The following is a 22,817-nucleotide window of genomic DNA, read 5'->3' on the forward strand; positions in this document are numbered from 1 at the left end:
TGCGCCGCCGAACGGGGATAAATCCCCTCGCCACAGGAGTTTTCGCCGGGCATGGGGATATAATGCCGGCCTTTCCGTTCTCCCCTTGCCCGCTTCCGGAGCCCGCATGACCCAGGATCAACTCAAACAGGCAGTGGCTCAGGCCGCCGTCGACTTCATCCTTCCTAAACTCGACGACAAGAGCATCGTCGGGGTCGGCACCGGCTCCACCGCCAACTGCTTCATCGACGCCCTGGCCCAGCACAAGGGCGCGTTCGATGGCGCGGTCGCCAGCTCGGAAGCCACCGCCGCGCGCCTCAAGGGCCACGGGATTCCGGTGTACGAGCTGAACACCGTCAGCGACCTCGAGTTCTACGTCGATGGCGCCGATGAAAGCGACGCGCACCTGAACCTGATCAAGGGCGGCGGCGCTGCGCTGACCCGCGAGAAGATCGTCGCGGCCGTGGCCAAGACTTTCATCTGCATCGCCGACGCCAGCAAACTGGTGCCGGTGCTTGGTGAGTTCCCGCTGCCGGTCGAAGTGATCCCGATGGCTCGCAGCCACGTCGCTCGCGAACTGGTGAAACTGGGCGGCGACCCGGTCTACCGCGAAGGCGTGCTGACCGACAACGGCAACATCATCCTCGACGTGTTCAATATGCAGATCACCAACCCGGTCGAACTGGAAGCGCAGATCAATGCAATCGTCGGCGTGGTCACCAACGGCTTGTTCGCGGCGCGTCCGGCGGACTTGTTGTTGCTGGGTACCAGCGAAGGCGTGAAAACCCTGAAGGCTGAATAAGCGAGACAGCCCACACTTTATGGGCAGACGAATAAAACTGTGGGAGCTGGCTTGCCAGCGATGAGGCCGTCAGATTCAACAACAATGTTGACTGACAGACCGCCATCGCTGGCAAGCCAGCTCCCACAATGTTTTGTGGTGTTGGTTAATTCGGGGCAGGTTTTTTGAAGACGTAGAACAGGTTCGGCTCGCTCACCAGGTACAACGTGCCGTCGTCATCCATCGCAATCCCTTCCGCTTGCGGCACGGTTTTCTGCAAACCCTGACGGCCGCCGCTGATCGACATCGTGCTCAACGGGCGCCCGTCGACATCCAGCTCCAGAATCAACCGCGACTCATCCGACAGCGCCAGCAAATGGCCGCTGCGCTCGTCGTATTGCAGGCTGGATAAATCCCTGACAAACATCCCGGCATCGCGCTTGGGATCGTTGATCACATGCACGGCATAGGACTTTTCCGGGTTGAAGTGTGGAAAACCGTGCACCTCGTAAATCAGCATCGGATCGCGCTCTTTCGCCACAAACAAGCGCTTGCCCACGGAATCGTAAGCCAAGCCCTCGAAACCCTTGTTACCGCTCATGTGCACACCGAGGGTCATCTGCTCGGCGTCGGCCGCATCGAGAAAGGTCGTGTCTGCTTCCAGATGAATCTTGATCAATCGCTGCTGGCGCTCGTCGGTGATCACGTAGGTGTCAGCGCTGATGAACTCCACCGCCTCAGGGTCGCCGAAACCGATCAGCGCAATACGCCGCAGGATCTTGCCCTCCAGCGACAGCTCGACCAGCTCGGCATTCTTGTTGGTCACAGTGAACAGGCTTTTGCGCACCGGATCGAAGGTCAGCGCTGAAACATCGTCGTCCAGACCGTCGATGACCCGTGCCTCGATTGCCACGCGATATTTATCCAGCCCAATGGATTCGCTGCTCTGCGGTTGCCACAGCGCATGCAGGTTGAACCAGGCACGTTCGAACAGGCGCATGTATTGGCCGATCGCAATCAACGCGATCAGGGCAATCACTGAGAGGAGGACAACCAGAGGTTTGGGACGGGCAAGTCGACGCATTCGGGCGGGCTCGGAATCAAAACAGGCGGATGAAATATCACGCCTGTCTGAACTGAAGCTTAATGGCCACTTGCCTCAAACCACAACCCATGTAGGAGCTGCCGCAGGTCCGAGCGCGGCCCGAACCTGCGGCAGCTCCTACATGGGTTCGCTTAGGGCGTTATTTGTTTTTTTCGAAGCGGTAGAACAGGTTCGGCTCGCTGACCATGTACAGCGTGCCCGCCTCGTCCATGGTCACGCCTTCGGCGCGGGGGATGGTCTTTTTCAGGCCGTTGAAACCGCTCAGCAGGGTCATGAAGCTGACTTGTTCGCCCTTCTCGTCCAATTCCAGCAACAAATGCGAATCAGCGGACAACACCAACGTGTGGCCGGTGCGCGGGTCGATTGCCAGCGCCGAGAGATTGCGGATATCCAGTTCGTCGCTGACGAGTTTCTGCTTTTCACCCTTCAAGACCTGGCTGCCATCGCTTTTCCAGGTGAACAGCGCCGGCGGCCGCTCCTCGCCCAGCAGTAGTTGCTGATTGCGCGGATCCCAAGTGATCGCCTCAAAGGCCTTGTTCTGATTGGCCGAAGGGCCGAGATCGTATTTCGGGAAATCAGCGATGTTCAATTGGCGGGTATCGGCATCGACCTTGACGATGGTCAGAATATGCTCGCGCTCATCGACAATCGCCATCAGACCGTTTTCCATCACGGTCAGCCCTTCCGGATTGACCCAACCCACCAACGGCATCTTGCGCAGCACATCACCCTGCAAGGTCAGCTCGACCAGGAACGGGTTCTTGCCCATCACCGAGAACAGGGTTTTGGTCTGCGGGTTGTAGGAAAGGTCGGAGGCTTCGTCTTTTTCCATGCCCGGCAGCAGTTTCGCGTCAATCACCGCGCGGTAATCCGGCAGCCAGATGCTTTCTTTCTGCTCGGCCTGGCTTTCAAAGCGCTCATGCACCCAAAGCAATGCCCGATCATCCCAATGCATGGCGAACGCCAAGCCATAAACGGCAGCGACCGCCAACAACAACCAGAGGTACCAGCGCATGAAGAAACGCGAGCGACGGGTGGTTTTGAGCTGAGTTTGAGATGACATCGAGGGACGCGTTCCGAAAATTCAGGCTATGGGTAATAGCACAAAGAGGCCGGCTCAGACGCCAGAATTGCGGAAATTATCCAGACAGAATGTGAAAAAAACGGCAAATGGCGGGATTACCCTGCACCTTTGCAGAAGCGATCACATCGATGAATGCCGAGACTTACTTCTGTGGTGAGGGGATTTATCCCCGTTGGGTCGCGAAGCGGCCCCAAAAATCTTGGGCCTGCTGCGCAGTCCAACAGGGATAAATCCCCTCACCACAAAGCTCACATGACAGGAATGGCGGGTTAGCGAACGCTGCTGTTGAAGCTGCTCGCGCCGACCAGTTCGAGAACGATGTCATCGCCAACATTCAGCGGGCCGACACCGACCGGCGTGCCAGTGAGAATCACGTCGCCAGCCTGCAACGAGAAGCAGCCAGCCATGTGCTGGATCATCGGCACGATCGGGTTGAGCATCGCGCTGCTGTTGCCGTCCTGACGGACTTCACCGTTGATGGTCAGGCGAATGCCGATGTCGGTCAGATCAGCAAAGGTGCTGCCGACCACGAAGGGTGCAATCACCGCCGCGCCATCGAACGACTTGGCGATTTCCCACGGCAGGCCCTTGGCTTTCAGCTCGGCCTGCTTGTCGCGCAGGGTCAGATCCAGCGCCGGGGCGAAACCGGAGATCGCGTCGAGCACTTCTTCGCGACTCGGTTTGGTCGACAATGGCTTGCCGATCAACACCGCGATTTCTGCTTCGTAGTGCACCGAACCGCGCTCGGTCGGAATGGCGAAACCGCCTTCCAGCTCAACCACGCAACTGCCCGGCTTGATGAACAGCAACGGTTCGGTAGGCACCGGGTTGTCCAGTTCTTTGGCGTGTTCGGCGTAATTGCGGCCAATGCACACGACTTTCCCGATCGGGAAGTGGATGCGCGTGCCGTCGACGTACTGGTGCTGATAGCTCATTTACCGACTCCTGCCTTCATTGATTCATCAAAGATTACAGATCAAACCGCGAAGATCTTGCCCGGATTCATGATGCCGTTCGGGTCGAACACCGCTTTGACCGCTTTCATGTACTCGATCTCAACCGGCGAGCGGCTGTAGGTCAAGTAATCGCGCTTGGTCATGCCCACGCCGTGCTCAGCGGAGATCGAACCGTTGTACTTCTCGACGGTTTCGAACACCCACTTGTTGACGGTCGCGCACTTGGCGAAGAACTCGTCCTTGCTGAGGTTATCCGGTTTGAGGATGTTCAGGTGCAGGTTGCCGTCGCCGATGTGGCCGAACCAGACTATTTCGAAATCCGGATAGTGTTCGCCGACGATCGCGTCGATTTCCTTCAGGAACGCTGGCACTTTCGAGACGGTGACCGAGATGTCGTTCTTGTACGGGGTCCAGTGCGAGATGGTCTCGGAAATGTATTCGCGCAGTTTCCACAGGTTCTGCAACTGGGTTTCGCTCTGGCTCATGACGCCGTCCAGCACCCAGCCCTGTTCGACGCAGTGTTCGAAGGTTTCCAGCGCGCTGTTGGCCACTTCTTCGGTGGTCGCTTCAAATTCCAGCAATGCGTAGAACGGGCAGTCGGTTTCGAACGGCGCCGGTACGTCGCCGCGACCCATGACTTTGGCCAGGGCTTTATCGGAGAAGAATTCGAACGCCGTCAGGTCAAGCTTGCCCTGGAAAGCGTGCAGCACCGGCATGATCGAATCGAAATCGGCGGTGCCGAGGACCATCGCGGTGAGGTTTTTCGGCGCACGATCGAGGCGCATGGTCGCTTCGACGACGAAACCGAGGGTGCCTTCAGCACCAATGAACAGCTGACGCAGGTCGTAACCGGTGGCGTTCTTGATCAGGTCTTTGTTCAGTTCAAGCACGTCGCCCTTGCCAGTGACGACTTTCATGCCGGCGACCCAATTGCGGGTCATGCCGTAGCGAATCACCTTGATCCCGCCGGCATTGGTGCCGATATTGCCGCCAATCTGGCTGGAACCCGCCGAAGCGAAGTCTACCGGGTAGTACAAGCCTTTTTCTTCGGCGACGTTCTGCAAATGCTCGGTGACCACGCCCGGCTGACAAACGGCGGTGCGGTCAGTGAGGTTCACGTCGAGAATCTGATTCATGTAGTCGAACGACACGACCACTTCGCCATTCGCGGCCACCGCAGCGGCGGAAAGGCCGGTGCGCCCGCCCGATGGCACCAGCGCGACCTTGTGCGTGTTGGCCCAACGGACAACCGCCTGCACCTGCTCGATGGTCTTGGGAAACACGATGGCGCTGGGCGCCGGGGCGAAGTGCTTGGTCCAATCCTTGCCGTACGCATTCAGGGAGTCGGCGTCGGTCAGGACCTTGCCAGGCTCGACCAGGGTCTTCAGTTCATCAATCAGGGCAGGATTGGTCATCGACAGAACTCTCGAACAATTCATGGTCATCCTGAGAACGCTTCACGTCGCAGGAATGAGTGTTTAGCGGGGCGGCTATGCTAGCATATCGACCCCGCAGGACAGTGCCCAAGGCCTGATCTGCGGTAACGGCTTTCCTGCCGTTTGGGTCAGCTCCAGGCTGCGCCCCTCCCTGCCATTTTTCTCCGGGATACAGGTTTACGCAGATGAGCAAGACTTCTCTCGATAAGAGCAAGATCAAGTTCCTTCTTCTCGAAGGCGTCCACCAATCGGCTGTCGACGTCCTCAAGGCGGCGGGCTACACCAGCATCGAATACCTGACAGGTTCCTTGCCGGAAGCCCAGTTGAAGGAAAAGATCGCTGACGCTCACTTCATCGGCATTCGTTCGCGCACCCAATTGACCGAAGAGATCTTCGATCACGCGAAGAAGCTGGTAGCGGTCGGCTGTTTCTGCATCGGCACCAACCAGGTTGACCTGAGTGCTGCCCGCGAGCGCGGCATCGCCGTGTTCAACGCGCCGTACTCCAATACCCGCTCCGTTGCCGAGCTGGTGCTGGCCGAGGCGATCCTGCTGCTGCGCGGCATCCCTGAGAAAAACGCTTCCTGCCACCGTGGCGGCTGGATCAAGTCTGCGGCCAACTCCTTCGAGATCCGTGGCAAGAAGCTGGGCATCGTCGGCTACGGCTCGATCGGTACTCAGCTGTCGGTTCTGGCCGAAGGTCTGGGCATGCAGGTGTTCTTCTACGACACCGTGACCAAGCTGCCGCTGGGCAACGCCACTCAGGTCGGCAACCTGCACGACCTGCTGGGCATGTCCGACATCGTCACCCTGCATGTTCCGGAAACCGCTGCGACCCAGTGGATGATCGGCGAGAAGGAAATCCGCGCCATCAAGAAGGGCGGCATCCTGATCAACGCAGCACGCGGCACCGTGGTCGAGCTGGACGCCCTGGCGGACGCGATCAAGGACAAGCACCTGATCGGCGCGGCCATCGACGTGTTCCCGGTGGAACCACGCTCCAACGACGAAGAGTTCGAAAGCCCACTGCGTGGCCTCGACAACGTGATCCTGACCCCGCACATCGGTGGCTCGACCGCTGAAGCGCAAGCCAACATCGGTCTGGAAGTCGCAGAGAAACTGGTCAAGTACAGCGACAACGGTACCTCCGTTTCGTCGGTGAACTTCCCGGAAGTGGCCCTGCCGGCTCACCCTGGCAAGCACCGCCTGCTGCACATCCACGAGAACATCCCGGGTGTGATGAGCGAGATCAACAAGGTCTTCGCCGAAAACGGCATCAACATCTCCGGTCAGTTCCTGCAGACCAACGAGAAGGTTGGCTACGTGGTGATCGACGTCGACGCCGAGTACTCGGACCTGGCGCAAGAGAAGCTGCAGCACATCAACGGCACTATCCGTAGCCGTGTTCTGTTCTGATCAAACGTCAGCGATAAAAAAGGGAGCCTTCGGGCTCCCTTTTTCATGCACGGCGAAAAGGTTATTCGACGTTGACGGTGATCTTCTTCGAGACGATTGGCGGATCGAACGGCATGTGGCCGCTGTCACCCAGCTCCAGTTGCAGAGTGTGCTTGCCCGGTGCGAGTTTGATCGTCGCTTCGGTCTGCGCCTTGCCGAAGTGCATGTGGTTTGGGTCATTCGGAATCGGCGCGCCGGCGGCCGGCAGCTTGTCGACGTCGATCAGCAGGTGATGGTGACCGGTGTTTTTGGTGACATCACCCGCTGGCGCCAGCGCCACGTCCTTGGTGCCGAACTTGACTTTGAATTCCTGAGAAACAGTCGCCCCGTCCTCGGGAGAAACGATGAACACTTCCGCGCCTTTAGGGGCCGGAGTCGCTGCACTGGCCAGCACCGAAACACCCATCAACAGGCCAGCCAATGCTGCACGTGACATAAACGTTTTCATTCTCTTCTCCAGTTTTTCCGTAAAATCCGCACGGTCATGACAACTTCATGACCATTCGTTGTCGAAGGCACTCGACAACCATAGCAAAGCGCGCCTGACTCAGAGCGTCGCAATAATGATTTCAAAGGAGTGACCATGCGTTTTCTGCCTGGCCTGATCTGCCTGCTACCCCTTTTGAGCCCTTTGGCTCATGCCGAACTGATTGATGACGTCAACGACCGTGGCGAGCTGCGCATAGCCCTTGAGGCTAATACACCGCCCTTCAATTACAAGGACGACGGCGACCAACTCACGGGGTTCGAGGTCGAGCTTGGGCAATTGATAGCCTCTGAGCTGGATGTGCGCGCCGATTTCATCGTCACCGACGAAGGCGATCTGCTCCAGGGCGTTGAAAGCGGCAAGTACGACGTCGCGCTCAACCACATAGCACTGACACCTGAACTCAAGGATCGTTTCGACTTCAGTGAGCCTTACGGCAAGGTCGATGCACAACTGCTGGCGAAAAAGGATGAGCAACCACGGCCGATGGTGCTGGTGCAGGCGTTGACTGACGCCAAGCCAAAGGCGAGCCCGCCGGTGGAGATGGCGATACCGTTTCAGAAAGGTAATCCGGCGTTTCAGGCCAGCCTTGCGAGCGCCATGCAGCGGATCAAAGCCGACGGGCGCCTGGCAGCGCTGACCGAGAAATGGTTCACAGCGCAGACCACTGAAAACCTGAAGTGAACAAAAAACCTGTGGGAGCTGGCTTGCCAGCGATAGCGGTGGTTCAGTCAGCAATGATGGTGGCTGACCCAATGCCATCGCTGGCAAGCCAGCTCCCACAGTGTTTTGTGGTGAATGGCTAGTCGAGGCGGGTCAGGGCCAATGCGGCTTGCGGGAGTTCGAGTTCGCTGAAAACCTGCACCCCATGGCGCTTGAGCAACGCAGCCGTCACGCCTTCGCCGGAGACTTTCACTCCACTGAATGTGCCGTCATACGTGAGCAGATTGCCGCACGATGGGCTGTTGGCTTTCAGCACCGCCACGCGGATGCCGTGTTTCTGCACCAACGCCAGCGCCTGCCGCGCGCCATCCAGAAACTGTGCGCTGACATCCTCGCCCTCGGTGGTCATCACCGCAGCAACGCCATCAAGCACTTCACCACCCTGCCCGCCCGGAATCTCTGCGGCCGCACGCGGCGTTGGCAATCCCCCCGCGACCTCCGGGCACAACGGCACCACGCGCCCTTCGGCAATCCACTGTTCCAACACATCATATGGCCCACTGGCGCCACCGTCGTAGCGCACGCGGTGACCCAACAGGCAGCGGCTGACCAGAATCTTTTCCATGATCAGAACGGCTCGTTGCCGCGACGGCGGAACCAGCCGGTCAGCGACAAGCGCTCACGATTGGCCGGCAGCACTTCGTGCGGCACTTCGCCGGAAAGAAACACCACCAGACAACCGCCGGTAGGCTGCACGTCATGCACGCGCTCATCGTTCAGGTACATGCGCAACTGACCACCATCCTCCGGCAGCCAGGCGTCATTGAGGTAGACCACCACCGACACCATGCGCTTGTCATCGTCGCGAAAACGGTCGACATGCCTGCGATAAAACGCACCCGGCGGGTACAGGGCGAAATGGCATTCGAAGTCTTCAAGGCCGAGGAACAAACCACGGTTGAGTGCCTCGCGCAGGCTGTCCATCAAATTCAGATAGCGGTCGCTGGAATCGGCCTGGCCCGGATCGATCCACTGAATGTGGTCGCCGCGAATACCCTCACGAATCTCTGAAAACGGCCCACGGCCAACCGCCGCCGGCGCCAGCTCACCCTCGGCCTCACGTTTACGGCACTCGGCCGCCAGCTCACGGGTCAAACCCGCGGGCAGGAAAATGTTCTGCTGCGACCAGCCGTGCTCGGCCAGGTCGTCGACGATGCGTAACAGCAGTGGGTGTTCAGAGGATATTTGCATGGCGCGCATAGTATGTCGGCGGCAAGAAATCCGACAGAGCCACGCGGCGGCTTGCTACGAATTCTCGACAAGTACCGGCACCGCACGGAGAATAGTCCGCTGCTGACAGGAGTCCCTATGCGCCGTTTGCTTTTTTCACTGTTGATGCTTTGTGTTTTGCCCGCTTGGGCGGACGGCCACGATCAGTTGTACAAGGTCGCCGGCTGGCCAGATCAACGTGCGCATTTCAATGACGCCCTGAGTGCCGCGCAGCAGCGCTATCAGAACAGCCTGCCGCCCGCCGTGTTTCAAGCGCTGGTGAACAACAGCAACCAGCGCTTTGCTCCACAGGCCATGGATCAACGCGCCGAAGCGCAACTGCGCCAGCACCTCGCCGATCCGAAACCGGCCCTGTCCTTCTTTCAATCGCCACTGGGCAAGAAAATCGTTGCGGCCGAATTGCTCGCAACCCGCCGTGATCAATTGGCGAAGAATGCCAAGGGCCTGCCGAAGATGCAGGTCAGCGACAGCCGCCTGCTGATCATCGGCCACCTCGCCCAGGCTTTGCCGGCGCGCGAGGCTGGCGCTGAAGTGAGCCTGGCGATTGCCGGTGTCGCGGCGGACAGTTTGAGTTCGATGATTCCCGGCCTGCTCGGTGGCGGTCAGGCGCAGGGCATGCTGAACGGCCAGCGTCAGCGCTTGATGGATCAGATTGGCGCAGACCTGAACAACACGCTGCTCTACGTGTATCGCGACCTGTCGGATGAAGAGCTGGAGGAGTTTTCGACGTTTGCCGAGTCGACTGAGGGCAAGGCGTATTACCAGGCGGCGCTGGCAGCGATTCGCGCAGGCCTGGCGGTCGGGCAGTGATCTTTAGCGCCTGATCGGCCGCCTTCGCGAGCAGGCTCGCTCCCACAGGGATCCGGGATGTTCACGAGTTTTGTGCCCTCTGAAGATCCAATGTGGGAGCGAGCCTGCTCGCGAAGAGGTCCTCACAGACGCTAGAGATTGCGGCCCTTGATCCGCTTGCTCAAGAACTCGAAATACTCCTCGCGCATCTCCACCGTTTCATTCGCCAGATGATGCCGTGCCTCCGCCAGCAGCAAGATCTGCGGCCGATCGAACTTCCACTTCAACACCTGCAAATTGTGCTGCCAGTCGACCGTCATGTCCGCCTGCCCCTGAATGATCAGCGGCCGTCGCGGACTTTTTTTCGCGTGCTCGACGCGAATGATCCAGCGCGACAATGCACCGACCCATTTCGTCGGCAAGCGGCGTGGCTGCAACGGATCAGCCTGAAGAAACGGCAGGAAATCCGGGTCGTTGGAGTTCTCGCTGAAGCGCCGCGCAACCCCTCTGACGAAAGGCCTGAGCAGGTAATAACTCAACTGCGACCAGCCCCACGCACGAGGCCGCACCAGCGGTGCCATCAGAATCAACTGACCTTGCGCCGGGCTGCCTTCGCCATGGTTGAGCACGTGATCGACCACAATCGCTCCGCCAGTGCTTTGTCCGCACAAGTGCCACGGCTGCGGCAACGAGATCGACTGCGCTTCGGCGAACAACGCCTGCAGGACATCCTGATACTCGGAGAAATCGCGAATGCTCGCGCGCGGCCCGCTCGACAGACCATGTCCGGGCAAGTCGCAGGCAATCACGGCGAAGTCCTGATCCAGCGCCCACTCGATCACATGGCGATAGAGCCCGGTGTGATCGTAATAACCGTGCAGCAGAAACAGCGTCGCCTTGACCTTCTCCGGCCACCAGCAATGGCTGACCAGTTCATAGCCATCGACCTCGAAACGGCCCATGCCGCGCCACACATCGCGCTCGGGAAAGTCAGTCTGGTAGAAGCGCTGATAGGCTTTGGCCTCGTCCGACAACGGCTGCCACTCGGCCAATGGCTTGAGGCTGGCGCGTAATTGATCGGGGTCGAAAGTAGCAGGCATGAGGCAATTCCAGAGCGGTAAACAGACTTTATCGGCCTGCGATATTCATCTGTCGCGGCAAGCATGGCAAGCTAGCCGGCCTTCGAGGATCGAAAACCATGCGTTCGCCCTACCGCACCGCACTGTTTGCCAGCCTGCTTGCGCTCATCTGCGCCGGGGTGCTGTGGGCGGCGTACGACTGGTTTCAGGGCCGCTACCTGCGGGCGTTCAGCGAACACACCGCGGTGTTTTCCGGCGATCCGCTGCGCCTGCCCGATGACCTCGCCGGCCCCGGGCCGATTCGTCTGGTGCATTTCTGGGACCCGGCCTGCCCGTGCAATGTCGGCAACCAACAGCACCTGACCGAAATGGTCGAGCAGTTCAGCGCCAAGGGCGTCGAGTTTTTTGCCGTGCAGAGAACCGGCAGCCACGGCCAGTTGCCCGCCACCCTCAGCCGTCTGAAAACCATCGCCGTTTTGCCTGGCTCCGAACAGGTGCCCGCTAGCCCGGCCGTGGCGATCTGGGATCGCAATGGCAAACTGGCCTACTTCGGCCCCTACAGCGAAGGCCTGACCTGCAACTCCAGCAACAGCTTCATCGAACCGATTCTCAACGCTCTGACTGATGATCGCCCGGTCGACGCCACGCACACGCTGGCCGTCGGTTGTTATTGCCCGTGGCCCGTGGAGGCGAAGTAAGGCATTCCGGACTTTTCAAGGACAGCGCTGCACGGCACGGAAGGTCTGTGCTAATTGTTTGCAGCCCGATGGGCGGCAATCCCGCATGCACAAGGAGTCACCATGAAGCGCGTGTTCACCGTTCTTGCCTTGCTCATCGTTGTTCTGCTCTGCGCCGGGGGCTGGTACGTCTACAGCAAACAACCGACACGCCAGGGCCAGGTCGAACTGCGCAACCTGCAAGGGTCGGTGACCGTGCGCTACGACGAGCGCGGCGTACCGCACATCCGTGCCGAGAACGAGACCGACCTCTACCGCGCCCTTGGCTATGTGCATGCCCAGGATCGTCTGTTCCAGATGGAAGCCATGCGCCGCCTCGCCCGTGGCGAGCTGGCCGAAGTGCTCGGGCCGAAACTGCTCGACACCGACAAACTGTTCCGCAGCCTGCGCATACGCGAGCGCGCCGCCAGTTACGTCGCCAGCCTCGATAAGCAGTCGCCGGCGTGGAAGGCCCTGCAAGCCTATCTGGACGGCATCAACCAATATCAGGACTCGCACGCCGCGCCCATCGAGTTCGACGTGCTGGGCATCCCCAAACGGCCGTTCACGGCAGAAGACAGCATCAGCGTCGCCGGCTACATGGCTTACAGTTTTGCTGCCGCGTTTCGCACCGAACCGTTGCTGACGTATGTGCGCGATCAGCTCGGCACCGATTACCTCAACGTCTTCGACCTCGACTGGCAGCCCAAAGGCGTTCTGGCCAACGGTCACGCCAAACAAACGCCTGCACTGGCTGCCGCCGACTGGCAAGACCTCAACGCCCTCGCCCGCCTCAGTGAACAGGCACTGATCGACAACGGCCTGCCGCAGTTCGAAGGCAGCAACGCCTGGGTGATTGCCGGCAGCCGTAGCCAAAGCGGCAAACCGTTGCTGGCGGGCGATCCGCATATTCGCTTTTCGGTGCCGTCGGTGTGGTACGAGGCGCAGCTGTCGGCGCCGGGTTTTGAGTTGTACGGCCATCATCAGGCGTTGGTGCCGTTTGCGTTTCTGGGGCACAACCTCGATTTCGGCTGGAGCCTGACCATGTTCCAGAACGACGATCTCGATCTGATCGCCGAGAAGGTCAACCCGGACAACCCGAATCAGGTCTGGTATCGCGGTCAGTGGACGGACATGGTCAGCACCGAACAGCAGATCAATGTGAAGGGCCAGACGCCGGTGACCCTCACCCTGCGTCAGTCGCCGCACGGCCCGATCGTCAACGATGCGCTGGGGAGTGCTGCCGGGAAAACACCGATCGCGATGTGGTGGGCGTTTCTTGAAACACCCAACCCGATCCTCGAAGGTTTCTATCAACTCAACCGCGCGGACACACTGGCCAAGGCCCGCGCCGCGGCGGCGAAAGTGCAGGCGCCGGGGCTGAACCTGGTCTATGCCAACGCCAAGGGCGATATCGCCTGGTGGGCTTCGGCGTTGCTGCCCAAGCGCCCGGCCGGGGTCAGGCCGGAATTCATTCTCGACGGCAGTACCAACCAGGCCGACAAGGACGGTTTCTACCCATTCAGCGCCAACCCGCAAGAGGAGAATCCGGCACGCGGCTACATCGTCTCGGCCAACTTCCAGCCGTTGTCGCCCACCGGCATGGCGATTCCCGGTTACTACAACCTCGCCGACCGTGGCCAACAACTCAATCGTCAGCTCAGCGACAAGAACATCAAGTGGACAAACGAGGCCAATCAGAAACTGCAGCTCGGTACCGCCACCGGTTACGGTCCGCGCTTGCTGGCGCCGTTGCTGCCGGTATTGCGTGCAGTGGTGAGCGATCCGGCGCAACTGAAACTGGTCGAGCAACTGGCGCAGTGGCAAGGCGATTATCCGCTGGATTCGGTGAGTGCCACGGTGTTCAACCAGTTCCTCTACGACCTCGCCGATGCAGCGATGCGTGATGAGCTGGGCAACGACTTTTTCGACACGCTGCTGTCGACGCGGGTGATCGATGCGGCGCTGCCACGCTTGGCGGCGAACGCTGATTCACCGTGGTGGGACAACCGCAACACACCGGTCAAGGAGACCCGCGCCGATGTCGTGCGCACTGCATGGGCGGCGAGCATGGCGCATTTGAAGCTGACGCTTGGCGACGATGTGGCTGGCTGGAAATGGGGCGCGGCGCATACGCTGACGCACGGGCATCCGCTGGGGCAGCAGAAGCCGCTGGAGCGGATTTTCAACGTCGGGCCGTTCGCAGCACCGGGCAGTCATGAGGTGCCGAATAATCTTTCCGCGCGGATCGGCCCGGCGCCGTGGCCGGTGACTTACGGGCCGTCGACGCGGCGGCTGGTGGATTTCGCCGATCCGGCGCATGGCCTGACGATCAATCCGGTTGGACAGAGTGGCGTGCCGTTTGACAGTCACTATGACGACCAGGCCGAAGCGTATGTCGACGGGATGTATGTGCAGGCGCATTTCAGCGAAGAAGAGGTGACGGCGAATACCCGGAGCACGTTGAAGCTGTTGCCGGCGCGGGCTGCGCAGTAGTTTTTGGTTTTCCGGGCTGACGCCTTCGCGAGCAGGCTCGCTCCCACATTTGCAATGCATTCCCCTGTGGGAGCGAGCCTGCTCGCGAAAGAGCCATCAGCAACACCTTAAATCTCAGAGCAGAACCGCAAAATTCAGCCGGAACTGTTGCGGTGTCACGCCCAAGCGACGGTTCAACACACTGCGCATATGCTGCGCGTCACGAAACCCGCACTGATACGCCACAGTCTTCAGCGGTGCCGTGGTGCTTTCCAGCATCACCCGCGCTGCATCCACGCGCGCCCGTTCAACGAACTCCGCCGGCGTCACCTTGGCCTCCCGGGCAAACACCCGGGAGAAATTCCGTGCACTCATGTTCGCCGCATTGGCCAGATCGGCAATGGTCAGATCGCCGGTCAGATTCGCCAGCACATACAACTGCACCATCGCCACCGCCGAGGTCGGCTCCGCATGCGGCGTCAGGAACGGGCTGAACTGCGATTGCCCGCCTGAGCGCTGGGTGAACACCACCAGCCGTTTGGCCACGCTCAACGCCACCTCGGCACCGTAATCACGCGCCAGCAGGTACAACGACAGATCGATCCCCGCCGTCACCCCGGCCGAGGTGTAGAGCGTGCCGTCCTCGACGTACAAGCGATCGGCTTCGACCTGTGTCGACGGGCATAACTGCGCCAACGCCTCGGCATCGTTCCAGTGCGTGGTGACGGTGCGCCTTTCCAGCAACCCGGCGCGCGCCAGCATGAACGCGCCGTTGCAGATCGAGCCGAAACGCTGCGCCCGGGCGCAGGCTTCGCGCAGCCAGGTGTCGAAGACTGCACCGAAATCCATGAATGGCAGTTGCGGCCCGCCGGCTACCAGCAGCAAGTCATAAGCCTCGGTTACTTCGCTGAAATGCCGGTGTGCATTCAGCACCAACCCATTGGAACAGGCTATCGCCCCGTGCCCAATACCGATCACCTCCAGCCGATAGTGATCCTCGGGCGCGAGAAAACGGTTGGCTTCGGCGAACACATCCATGGGGCCGGTGACATCGAGCGACTGCACGCCAGCAAACACCACGATGGCGACGTTTTTATTCATGTTTTTTGAAGTCCCCTGTAACCCAGTGGCGAGGGGATTTATCCCCGTTGGGTTGCGAAGCAGCCCCAAGACCATACACCTCGTTGTGTCAGGCAGTCTTCATGGCTGGATTTACGACTGCTGCGCAGCCGAACGGGGATAAATCCCCTCGCCACAATGGATGGCATTCCAACTTGTGAAGGGCAATTGGCACGATTTGCAGGTGAATTGGCAAAGGATCGCAGCCATGCGCGACTGGACGCTGGTTTTATTCATGTTTTTTGAAGTCCCCTGTAACCCAGTGGCGAGGGGATTTATCCCCGTTGGGTTGCGAAGCAGCCCCAAGACCCTACACCTCGTTGTGTCAGGCAGTCTTCATGGCTGGATTTACGACTGCTGCGCAGCCGAACGGGGATAAATCCCCTCGCCACAATGGATGGCATTCCAACTTGTGAAGGGCAGTTGGCACGATTTGCAGGTGGATTGGCAAGGATCGCAGCCATGCGCGACTGCACGCTGGTTTTATTCATGTTTTTTGAGGTCCCCTGTAACCCTGTGGCGAGGGGATTTATCCCCGTTGGGTTGCGAAGCAGCCCCAGGACCATACACCTCGTTGTGTCAGGTAGTCTCCATGGCTGGATTTACGACTGCTGCGCAGCCGAACGGGAATAAATCCCCTCGCCACAAATGGATAGCATTCCAAGTTGTGAAGGGCAGTTGGCACGATTTGCAGGTGGATTGGCAAAGGATCGCAGCCATGCGCGACTGCACGCTGGTTTTATTCATGTTTTGAGGTCCCCTGTAACCCTGTGGCGAGGGGATTTATCCCCGTTGGGTTGCGAAGCAGCCCCAAGACCATACACCTCGTTGTGTCAGGCAGTCTTCATGGCTGGATTTACGACTGCTGCGCAGCCGAGCGGGGATAAATCCCCTCGCCACAAATGGATGGCATTCCAACTTGTGAAGGGCAGTTGGCACGATTTGCAGGTGGATTGGCAAGGATCGCAGCCATGCGTCGATTGTTCGGTATCTGCGTCAGGAACAGACTTTGCCCATCAGCGCCACGACGGCGTTTCAGTGAGGAAACCTCCCATGAGCACGACCATTGCCGGCATCAAAATCCCTGACAGCGCCCTCGCCCGGGCCACCACCGAGTACATTCGCGACATCGAATCCGATCTGCTCTATCACCACTCACGCCGGGTATTTTTGTTCGGCGCGCTAAGCGGTGAGCGCCAGCAACTGGCCTACGATCCTGAACTGCTCTACGTCGGAGCAATGTTCCATGACCTCGGTCTGGTTGAAGGTCATCGCAGCGCTGACGAGCGTTTTGAAGTCGACGGCGCCAATGCGGCAGCAGCGTTTCTCAAACCTTACGGGTTGAGCGATGACGACATCGAGCAGGTGTGGCTGTCGATTGCCCTGCACACCACGCCGGGTGTGCCGAAGCATTTGCGTCCGACCGTGGCACTGGTAACTGCCGGTGTCGAGATGGACGTGTTGGGCATGGATTACGCGGCGTTCAGCAGCGTACAGCGTGAAGCGGTGGTGCATGCGCACCCGCGTGGGGAAGGTTTCAAGGAGTGCATCATCTGCGCGTTCGCCGACGGCTTGCGCCACCGTCCGCAGACCACATTCGGCAACGTGAAGACCGATGTGCTGAAGGATCAGGAGCCGGGATTCAAGCCGATGAACTTCGTCGAGGTCATCCGCCAATCCCCCTGGACTGCCTAAATCCAACTGTGGAATAGGTCCTGTGGCGAGGGGATTTATCCCCGTTGGGTTGCGAAGCGACCCCTCTCTTGATCTAAACAGAAGGGGCCTGCTACGCAGTCCAACGGGGATAAATCCCCTCACCACAAGGCTTCATCGCTGATGTCCGGATGTGGCTTACGCCGCTTCCGGCGCCGGTGCGCGACGCACGTCCGGTTGTTTCCACGAGTCGGCAGCGCTTTCTTCGATGGCTTGCTGGATGGCTTTCTTGCGCGCTTCTTCGGCACGGCGGCTGAAGAACCAGACCATGAAGGTCACGATCGATACCGCCAGCAGAATCAGACTGGCCACGGCGTTGATCTCAGGCTTCACGCCCAGGCGCACCGCCGAGAACACTTCCATCGGCAGGGTCGTCGAACCCGGCCCGGAAACGAAGCTCGCCAGTACCAGGTCATCCAGCGACAGCGCGAACGACATCATGCCGCCCGCCGCCAACGATGGCGCGATCATCGGGATGGTGATCAGGAAGAACACCTTCCACGGCCGCGCCCCCAGATCCATCGCTGCTTCTTCGATCGACAGATCCAGCTCACGCAGACGCGCCGACACCACCACCGCCACATACGCCGCACAGAACGTCGTGTGGGCGATCCAGATGGTGACGATGCCACGCTCCTGCGGCCAGCCGATCATCTGCGCCATGGCCACAAACAGCAGCAACAGCGACAGACCGGTGATCACTTCCGGCATCACCAACGGCGCCGTCACCAGGCCACCGAACAGCGTGCGGCCCTTGAAGCGGGTGATGCGCGTCAGTACAAACGCTGCCAGCGTACCCAGCGCCACCGCGGCAACCGCGGTGTAGCAGGCGATTTCCAGCGAGCGCAACACCGAGCCCATCAGTTGCGTGTTGTCGAGCAGGCCGACGTACCACTTGATCGACCAGCCGCCCCACACCGTCACCAGCTTGGAGGCGTTGAACGAGTAGATCACCAGGATCAGCATCGGCAGGTAGATGAACAACAGACCCAGAACCAGCATCAGGCTGGAGAAACGGAAGCGCTTCATTCTTTACCCTCCATTTCCTTGGCCTGACTGCGGTTGAACAGAATGATCGGCACAATCAGGATCGCCAGCATCACCACCGCCAGCGCGGACGCCACCGGCCAGTCACGGTTGTTGAAGAACTCTTGCCAGAGCACTTTACCGATCATCAGGGTTTCCGGACCGCCGAGCAGTTCCGGGATCACGAACTCGCCGACCACCGGGATGAATACCAGCATGCAGCCGGCAATGATCCCGTTCTTGGACAGCGGAATGGTGATTTTCCAGAAGCTGTTGAAGGTGCTCGAACCGAGGTCGGAAGCGGCTTCCAGCAAGCTGTGATCGTGCTTCACCAGGTTGGCGTACAGCGGCAGGATCATGAACGGCAGGTACGAGTAAACAACGCCGATGTACACCGCAAGGTTAGTGTTGAGGATCTGCAGCGGCTCGTCGATAAAGCCCATGCTCATCAGGAAACCGTTGAGCAGACCGTTATTGCTGAGGATGCCCATCCACGCGTAAACGCGGATCAGGATCGCGGTCCAGGTCGGCATCATGATCAGCAGCACCAGCACCGTTTGCATCTCTTTACGGGCGGTGGCGATGGCATAGGCCATCGGGTAGCCAATCAACAGACATAACAGCGTGCTGAAAAACGCCATTTTCAGCGAGCCGAGGTAAGCGGCGATGTACAACTCGTCGCCCGCGAGCATCGCGTAGTTGCCCAGGTTCAGCAGCAGTTGCAGCTTCTGCTCGGCGTACGTGTAGATCTCGGTGTACGGCGGAATGGCCACGTCGGCTTCGGCGAAGCTGATCTTCAGAACGATGAAGAACGGCAGCATGAAGAACAGGAACAGCCAGATGAACGGGACCCCGATGACCAATTGCCGGCCACTGGGGATTATTCGATTGAGGCGGCGTTTGAATTTGCGCATGTTCATGAGCGAAGTACCACGCCGCTGTCGTCTTCCCACCACACGTAAACCTGATCGCCCCAGGTCGGCCGCGCGCCGCGACGCTCGGCGTTGGCGACGAACGACTGCACCAGCTTGCCGCTCGGCAGTTCGACGTAGAACACCGAGTGCCCGCCGAGGTAGGCGATGTCATGCACCTTGCCGCTCGACCAGTTGTATTCGCAGGTCGGTTGATCGGCGGTGACCAGCAGCTTCTCCGGGCGGATTGCGTAGGTGACCGACTTGTCCTGCACCGAAGTACTGATGCCGTGGCCGACGTAGATCTGCCGATCGAGGTCTTTGCAGGTGATGGTTGCGTGGCCTTCGGCGTCGTCGATCACTTCGCCTTCGAAGATGTTCACGTTGCCGATGAATTCGCAGACCAGACGGCTGGTCGGGGTCTCGTAGATGTCGATCGGGCTGCCGATCTGGGCGATCCAGCCCAGGTGCATGATCGCGATGCGCTCGGCCATGGTCATGGCCTCTTCCTGGTCGTGCGTCACCATCACGCAGGTCACACCCACGCGTTCGATGATTTCCACCAACTCAAGCTGCATCTGCGAACGCAGTTTCTTGTCCAGTGCGCCCATCGGTTCGTCGAGCAGCAATAGCTTCGGCCGCTTGGCCAGCGAACGCGCCAGCGCCACACGCTGACGCTGACCGCCAGACAGTTGATGCGGCTTGCGCTTGGCGTACTGGCTCATCTGCACCAGTTTGAGCATCTCGGCCACGCGGGCATCGACTTCAGCGGCCGGGATCTTGTCCTGCTTGAGGCCGAAGGCGATGTTCTGCGCCACGGTCATGTGCGGGAACAAGGCGTACGACTGGAACATCATGTTGATTGGTCGCTCGTACGGCGGCATGTCGGTGATGTCGACGCCGTCGAGAAAAATGCGCCCCTCCGTGGGCCGTTCGAACCCTGCCAGCATCCGCAGCAGAGTGGATTTGCCCGATCCCGAACCGCCGAGCAGAGCGAAGATCTCGCCCTTTTTGATTTCCAGGGACACGTCGTCCACGGCAATCGTCTCGTCGAACTTCTTCGTGACCCGGTCGATTTTGACCAACACCTGCTTCGGTGTCTGGTCGCCCTCGAGGGCTTTCTTATAGGCGCCGGAGGCAACTGCCATTTACGAAACTCCCAGATAAAAACAATGCAGTCCGCCCCGCAAGGCGAACCCAGGATAGTGTGTGCCTTACATCCCCGACTTGACCTTGGTCCAGCTGCGGGTCATCAGACGCTGAATGTTCGGTGGCAACTCGGTCGACACGTAGGCCTTGTCGATAACGGCCTGCGGTGGGTACACCGACTCATCGGTACGAATGGATTGCTCCATCAGTTTGTCCGACCCAGGATTCGGGTTGGCATAACCGACGTAGTCACTGACCTGGGCAATCACCTCAGGTTTCAGCAAATAGTTGATGAAGGCGTGGGCTTCTTTCACGTTCGACGAATCCTTGGGAATCGCCAGCATGTCGAACCACAAGGCGCCGCCCTCTTTCGGCACCGCGTAGGCGATGTTCACGCCCTTCTTGGCTTCTTCGGCGCGGTGCTTGGCCTGGAAAATATCGCCGGAGAAACCGATGGCCACGCAGATGTCGCCGTTAGCCAGGTCGCCGATGTATTTCGAGGAATGGAAGTAGGTCACGTAAGGACGCACCGCGAGCAACTTGGCGGTGGCTTTTTCGTAGTCCTTCGGGTTGGTGCTGTTGGCATTCAGGCCCAGATAGTTCAGCACCGTCGGCATCATTTCATCCGCAGAATCGAGGAACGCCACGCCGCAGCTTTGCAGCTTCTTGATGTTCTCCGGCTCGAACAGCACGCCCCACGAATCGATCTTGTCGACACCGAGCGCAGCTTTCACTTTATCGACGTTGTAACCGATGCCGTTGGTGCCCCACAGGTACGGCACGGCGTACAGGTTGCCCGGATCGTTCTGCTCCAGACGCTTGAGCAGCGCCGGGTCGAGATTGGAATAGTTCGGCAGTTGCGACTTGTCGAGCTTCTGGAACGCGCCCGCCTTGATCTGCTTGCCGAGGAAGTGGTTCGACGGCACGACCACGTCGTAACCGGTACGCCCGGCCAGTAGCTTGCCTTCCAGGGTTTCGTTGGAGTCAAAGACGTCGTAGACCGGTTTGATCCCGGTGGCTTTCTGGAAGTCAGCCAGGGTCGTCTCGCCGATGTAGTCCGACCAGTTATAAATATGCACCGTACCGGCGGCCTGGGCTCCGACAGCAATCGTCAGGCCGGCAGTGGCCAGCAGGGCTTTGCGCAAAGAAGAAAAAATAGGCAAGTGGAGGTCCTCTAAATTAGTTGGGCCCAAGTTGCCCCGCGCTGCATGACAGCCATGGCTGCCCGGCAACAAAACCGGCGCGCAACTTACCCTCGAAAAACCGTTCCAGCAAAACTTTCTGTCATTTAATTGTCCCGCTGGCCCTCGTCACGGCGACGACGGCCAGCGGTTGTTGCTTCAAACCGGTTTATTTACCGGATTTGATTCGGGTCCAGCTGCGGGTCATTTCGCGCTGGGTTGCCGCTGGCAGATCGGCGATGGCATACAACTTGGCCTGCACGTCGGCTGGCGGGTAGATGCCTGGATCGCTGGTGATGTCTTTTTCCACCAGTGGCGTTGCAGCGGCGTTACCGTTCGGGAAACGTACGGCGTTGGTGATGCCGGCCATGACTTCAGGCTTCTGCAGGAAGGTCATGAACTTGTAGGCGCCTTCGACGTTTTCGGCATCTTTAGGGATGGCGACCATGTCGAAGAAGCTGCCGGCACCTTCTTTCGGAATGGCGTAGCTGACTTTGACCTTGTCACCGGCCTCAGCGGCACGGGACTTGGCTTGCTGCACGTCACCCGAGTAGCCGACGGCTACGCAGATGTTGCCGTTGGCCAGGTCCGAGATGTACTTGGAGGAGTGGAAGTAGGTGATCGAAGGACGGATTTTGAGGAACAGCTCCTCGGCTTTCTTGATGTCTTCTTTCTTCTGGCTGTCGGTTGGCAGGCCCAGGTAGTGCAGCGCGACCGGGAGCATTTCGGTCGGCGAATCGAGGAAGCTCACACCGCAGCCCTTGAGCTTGGCGATGTTTTCAGGCTTGAGCAGCACGTCCCACGAATCGATGGTGTCGACGCCCAGCGCAGCCTTGACCTTCTCGGCGTTGTAACCAATGCCGATCGAGCCCCACATGTACGGGAAGGCGTGTTTGTTACCTGGGTCGCTGACCGAAACGGCCTTGAGCAGATCCTGGTTCAGGTTCTTCCAGTTAGGCAGCTTGGACTGATCCAGCTCCTGGTAAACGCCAGCCTTGATCTGCTTGGCGAGGAAGTTGTTGGACGGCACGACCACGTCGTAGCCGGACTTGCCTGCCAGCAGCTTGGCTTCCAGGGTCTCGTTGCTGTCGAAGACGTCATAGACGACTTTGATCCCGGACTCTTTCTCGAAGTTGGCAATGGTGTCCGGAGCGATGTAGTCGGACCAGTTGTAGACGTGCAGCACTTTGTCGTCCGCGTGAACCGCACCCGCCATCATCCCCGCGACGGACAGGGCGAGAAGAGTCTTGCCAGCAAGCTTTTTACCTAATGCCTTCATGCGTCATGCTCCAAATTTTTCTTTTTTGAACCACATTGTTCAGCGGCCGAACCCGGACAACTGGAACCGCGGCTAGTCTGGCAAGATCCGAGGCGGTCTTTCAAGAAAAGACCAGCCTTTCTGACAGCTTTGAGCGAGAGCGCCG

21 protein-coding genes are annotated in these 22,817 nt (G+C 59.5%); 7 read left to right on the forward strand and 14 right to left on the reverse strand.

The features are described 5' to 3' along the window. The first annotated feature begins 106 nt into the window (after positions 1-106). Complete coding sequence (gene rpiA / locus JFT81_RS22155) at positions 107-781, forward strand: ribose-5-phosphate isomerase RpiA (RefSeq protein WP_100846912.1); 675 nt, start codon at positions 107-109, stop codon at positions 779-781. A 145-nt stretch (positions 782-926) separates the two neighbouring features. Here rpiA and JFT81_RS22160 read toward each other — a convergent pair whose 3' ends face one another. The 4 genes from JFT81_RS22160 to JFT81_RS22175 all read right to left on the reverse strand — a co-directional run bounded on the left by JFT81_RS22160 (position 927) and on the right by JFT81_RS22175 (position 5,320). Then, the gene (locus JFT81_RS22160; RefSeq protein WP_201229069.1) at positions 927-1,844 is read right to left on the reverse strand and encodes an SdiA-regulated domain-containing protein; all 918 of its coding nucleotides are present in this window, start codon (positions 1,842-1,844) and stop codon (positions 927-929) included. A gap of 160 nt (positions 1,845-2,004) precedes the next feature. Next, the gene (locus JFT81_RS22165; RefSeq protein WP_201229071.1) at positions 2,005-2,928 is read right to left on the reverse strand and encodes an SdiA-regulated domain-containing protein; all 924 of its coding nucleotides are present in this window, start codon (positions 2,926-2,928) and stop codon (positions 2,005-2,007) included. Positions 2,929-3,218: 290 nt separating this feature from the next. Next, positions 3,219-3,884, reverse strand: coding sequence for a fumarylacetoacetate hydrolase family protein (locus JFT81_RS22170; RefSeq protein ID WP_053124802.1), 666 nt, complete (start codon positions 3,882-3,884; stop codon positions 3,219-3,221). Between the two features lie 41 nt (positions 3,885-3,925). Beyond that, positions 3,926-5,320 (reverse strand): FAD-binding oxidoreductase, encoded by a 1,395-nt coding sequence (locus JFT81_RS22175; protein WP_064116316.1) that lies wholly within the window; start codon positions 5,318-5,320, stop codon positions 3,926-3,928. A 206-nt stretch (positions 5,321-5,526) separates the two neighbouring features. On the opposite strand from JFT81_RS22175, the gene serA reads away from it, so the two are divergent. Beyond that, positions 5,527-6,756, forward strand: a complete 1,230-nt coding sequence (gene serA, locus JFT81_RS22180; RefSeq protein WP_201146813.1) for a phosphoglycerate dehydrogenase — start codon at positions 5,527-5,529, stop codon at positions 6,754-6,756. A gap of 61 nt (positions 6,757-6,817) precedes the next feature. On the opposite strand, the gene JFT81_RS22185 is transcribed toward serA, so the two are convergent. Then, a complete protein-coding gene (locus tag JFT81_RS22185; RefSeq protein ID WP_201229073.1) occupies positions 6,818-7,243 on the reverse strand; it encodes a DUF4399 domain-containing protein in 426 nt (141 codons plus the stop codon). Positions 7,244-7,378: 135 nt separating this feature from the next. Here JFT81_RS22185 and JFT81_RS22190 point away from each other — a divergent pair, with 135 nt between their 5' ends. Beyond that, entirely contained in the window at positions 7,379-7,966 is a 588-nt protein-coding gene (locus JFT81_RS22190) for a transporter substrate-binding domain-containing protein (RefSeq protein WP_201229075.1), read from the forward strand. A 118-nt stretch (positions 7,967-8,084) separates the two neighbouring features. Here the strand turns inward: JFT81_RS22190 and JFT81_RS22195 are convergent, their stop codons facing one another. Then, on the reverse strand, positions 8,085-8,570 hold the full coding sequence (locus JFT81_RS22195; RefSeq protein WP_201229077.1) for a DUF523 domain-containing protein: 486 nt from the start codon (positions 8,568-8,570) through the stop codon (positions 8,085-8,087). Between the two features lie 2 nt (positions 8,571-8,572). Beyond that, positions 8,573-9,205, reverse strand: a complete 633-nt coding sequence (locus tag JFT81_RS22200; RefSeq protein ID WP_201229079.1) for a 2OG-Fe(II) oxygenase — start codon at positions 9,203-9,205, stop codon at positions 8,573-8,575. A gap of 108 nt (positions 9,206-9,313) precedes the next feature. On the opposite strand from JFT81_RS22200, the gene JFT81_RS22205 reads away from it, so the two are divergent. Continuing rightward, positions 9,314-10,045 carry a DUF2059 domain-containing protein gene (locus JFT81_RS22205; protein WP_201229081.1) on the forward strand — a complete coding sequence of 244 codons (732 nt, stop codon included), beginning with the start codon at positions 9,314-9,316 and terminating at the stop codon, positions 10,043-10,045. A gap of 131 nt (positions 10,046-10,176) precedes the next feature. Here the strand turns inward: JFT81_RS22205 and JFT81_RS22210 are convergent, their stop codons facing one another. Beyond that, on the reverse strand, positions 10,177-11,124 hold the full coding sequence (locus tag JFT81_RS22210) for an alpha/beta hydrolase (RefSeq protein ID WP_201229083.1): 948 nt from the start codon (positions 11,122-11,124) through the stop codon (positions 10,177-10,179). Positions 11,125-11,222: 98 nt separating this feature from the next. Here JFT81_RS22210 and JFT81_RS22215 point away from each other — a divergent pair, with 98 nt between their 5' ends. After that, positions 11,223-11,801: a DUF6436 domain-containing protein gene (locus JFT81_RS22215; protein ID WP_201229085.1), complete on the forward strand. Its 579-nt coding sequence runs from the start codon at positions 11,223-11,225 to the stop codon at positions 11,799-11,801. A gap of 102 nt (positions 11,802-11,903) precedes the next feature. After that, positions 11,904-14,315, forward strand: a complete 2,412-nt coding sequence (locus tag JFT81_RS22220; RefSeq protein WP_201229087.1) for a penicillin acylase family protein — start codon at positions 11,904-11,906, stop codon at positions 14,313-14,315. Positions 14,316-14,429: 114 nt separating this feature from the next. Here JFT81_RS22220 and JFT81_RS22225 read toward each other — a convergent pair whose 3' ends face one another. Further along, positions 14,430-15,395, reverse strand: coding sequence for a DJ-1/PfpI family protein (locus JFT81_RS22225; RefSeq protein ID WP_201229089.1), 966 nt, complete (start codon positions 15,393-15,395; stop codon positions 14,430-14,432). A gap of 1,071 nt (positions 15,396-16,466) precedes the next feature. On the opposite strand from JFT81_RS22225, the gene JFT81_RS22230 reads away from it, so the two are divergent. Further along, positions 16,467-17,108, forward strand: coding sequence for an HD domain-containing protein (locus JFT81_RS22230; protein ID WP_201229091.1), 642 nt, complete (start codon positions 16,467-16,469; stop codon positions 17,106-17,108). A gap of 156 nt (positions 17,109-17,264) precedes the next feature. On the opposite strand, the gene JFT81_RS22235 is transcribed toward JFT81_RS22230, so the two are convergent. The 5 genes from JFT81_RS22235 to JFT81_RS22255 all read right to left on the reverse strand — a co-directional run bounded on the left by JFT81_RS22235 (position 17,265) and on the right by JFT81_RS22255 (position 22,672). Further along, a complete protein-coding gene (locus JFT81_RS22235; RefSeq protein WP_093429780.1) occupies positions 17,265-18,155 on the reverse strand; it encodes an ABC transporter permease subunit in 891 nt (296 codons plus the stop codon). After that, positions 18,152-19,033, reverse strand: coding sequence for an ABC transporter permease subunit (locus JFT81_RS22240; protein WP_347340490.1), 882 nt, complete (start codon positions 19,031-19,033; stop codon positions 18,152-18,154). Before JFT81_RS22240 ends, JFT81_RS22235 begins: the two co-directional genes overlap by 4 nt. Positions 19,034-19,068: 35 nt before the next feature. Next, the gene (gene potA / locus JFT81_RS22245; RefSeq protein ID WP_007913856.1) at positions 19,069-20,211 is read right to left on the reverse strand and encodes a polyamine ABC transporter ATP-binding protein; all 1,143 of its coding nucleotides are present in this window, start codon (positions 20,209-20,211) and stop codon (positions 19,069-19,071) included. A 66-nt stretch (positions 20,212-20,277) separates the two neighbouring features. Beyond that, positions 20,278-21,375 carry a polyamine ABC transporter substrate-binding protein gene (locus tag JFT81_RS22250; protein WP_201229095.1) on the reverse strand — a complete coding sequence of 366 codons (1,098 nt, stop codon included), beginning with the start codon at positions 21,373-21,375 and terminating at the stop codon, positions 20,278-20,280. A gap of 187 nt (positions 21,376-21,562) precedes the next feature. Then, complete coding sequence (locus tag JFT81_RS22255) at positions 21,563-22,672, reverse strand: polyamine ABC transporter substrate-binding protein (RefSeq protein ID WP_201229097.1); 1,110 nt, start codon at positions 22,670-22,672, stop codon at positions 21,563-21,565. Positions 22,673-22,817 lie beyond the last annotated feature (145 nt).

The organism is Pseudomonas sp. TH43 (assembly GCF_016650635.1).
Taxonomy (GTDB): Bacteria; Pseudomonadota; Gammaproteobacteria; order Pseudomonadales; family Pseudomonadaceae; genus Aquipseudomonas.

Excerpts from the sequence above, each read along its gene's own strand:
- rpiA (WP_100846912.1), top strand. The coding sequence starts at position 107 with ATGACCCAGGATCAACTCAAACAGGCAGTGGCTCAGGCCGCCGTCGAC.
- JFT81_RS22160 (WP_201229069.1), bottom strand. The coding sequence starts at position 1,844 with ATGCGTCGACTTGCCCGTCCCAAACCTCTGGTTGTCCTCCTCTCAGTG.
- JFT81_RS22165 (WP_201229071.1), bottom strand. The coding sequence starts at position 2,928 with ATGTCATCTCAAACTCAGCTCAAAACCACCCGTCGCTCGCGTTTCTTC.
- JFT81_RS22170 (WP_053124802.1), bottom strand. The coding sequence starts at position 3,884 with ATGAGCTATCAGCACCAGTACGTCGACGGCACGCGCATCCACTTCCCG.
- JFT81_RS22175 (WP_064116316.1), bottom strand. The coding sequence starts at position 5,320 with ATGACCAATCCTGCCCTGATTGATGAACTGAAGACCCTGGTCGAGCCT.
- serA (WP_201146813.1), top strand. The coding sequence starts at position 5,527 with ATGAGCAAGACTTCTCTCGATAAGAGCAAGATCAAGTTCCTTCTTCTC.
- JFT81_RS22185 (WP_201229073.1), bottom strand. The coding sequence starts at position 7,243 with ATGAAAACGTTTATGTCACGTGCAGCATTGGCTGGCCTGTTGATGGGT.
- JFT81_RS22190 (WP_201229075.1), top strand. The coding sequence starts at position 7,379 with ATGCGTTTTCTGCCTGGCCTGATCTGCCTGCTACCCCTTTTGAGCCCT.
- JFT81_RS22195 (WP_201229077.1), bottom strand. The coding sequence starts at position 8,570 with ATGGAAAAGATTCTGGTCAGCCGCTGCCTGTTGGGTCACCGCGTGCGC.
- JFT81_RS22200 (WP_201229079.1), bottom strand. The coding sequence starts at position 9,205 with ATGCGCGCCATGCAAATATCCTCTGAACACCCACTGCTGTTACGCATC.
- JFT81_RS22205 (WP_201229081.1), top strand. The coding sequence starts at position 9,314 with ATGCGCCGTTTGCTTTTTTCACTGTTGATGCTTTGTGTTTTGCCCGCT.
- JFT81_RS22210 (WP_201229083.1), bottom strand. The coding sequence starts at position 11,124 with ATGCCTGCTACTTTCGACCCCGATCAATTACGCGCCAGCCTCAAGCCA.
- JFT81_RS22215 (WP_201229085.1), top strand. The coding sequence starts at position 11,223 with ATGCGTTCGCCCTACCGCACCGCACTGTTTGCCAGCCTGCTTGCGCTC.
- JFT81_RS22220 (WP_201229087.1), top strand. The coding sequence starts at position 11,904 with ATGAAGCGCGTGTTCACCGTTCTTGCCTTGCTCATCGTTGTTCTGCTC.
- JFT81_RS22225 (WP_201229089.1), bottom strand. The coding sequence starts at position 15,395 with ATGAATAAAAACGTCGCCATCGTGGTGTTTGCTGGCGTGCAGTCGCTC.
- JFT81_RS22230 (WP_201229091.1), top strand. The coding sequence starts at position 16,467 with ATGAGCACGACCATTGCCGGCATCAAAATCCCTGACAGCGCCCTCGCC.
- JFT81_RS22235 (WP_093429780.1), bottom strand. The coding sequence starts at position 18,155 with ATGAAGCGCTTCCGTTTCTCCAGCCTGATGCTGGTTCTGGGTCTGTTG.
- potA (WP_007913856.1), bottom strand. The coding sequence starts at position 20,211 with ATGGCAGTTGCCTCCGGCGCCTATAAGAAAGCCCTCGAGGGCGACCAG.
- JFT81_RS22255 (WP_201229097.1), bottom strand. The coding sequence starts at position 22,672 with ATGAAGGCATTAGGTAAAAAGCTTGCTGGCAAGACTCTTCTCGCCCTG.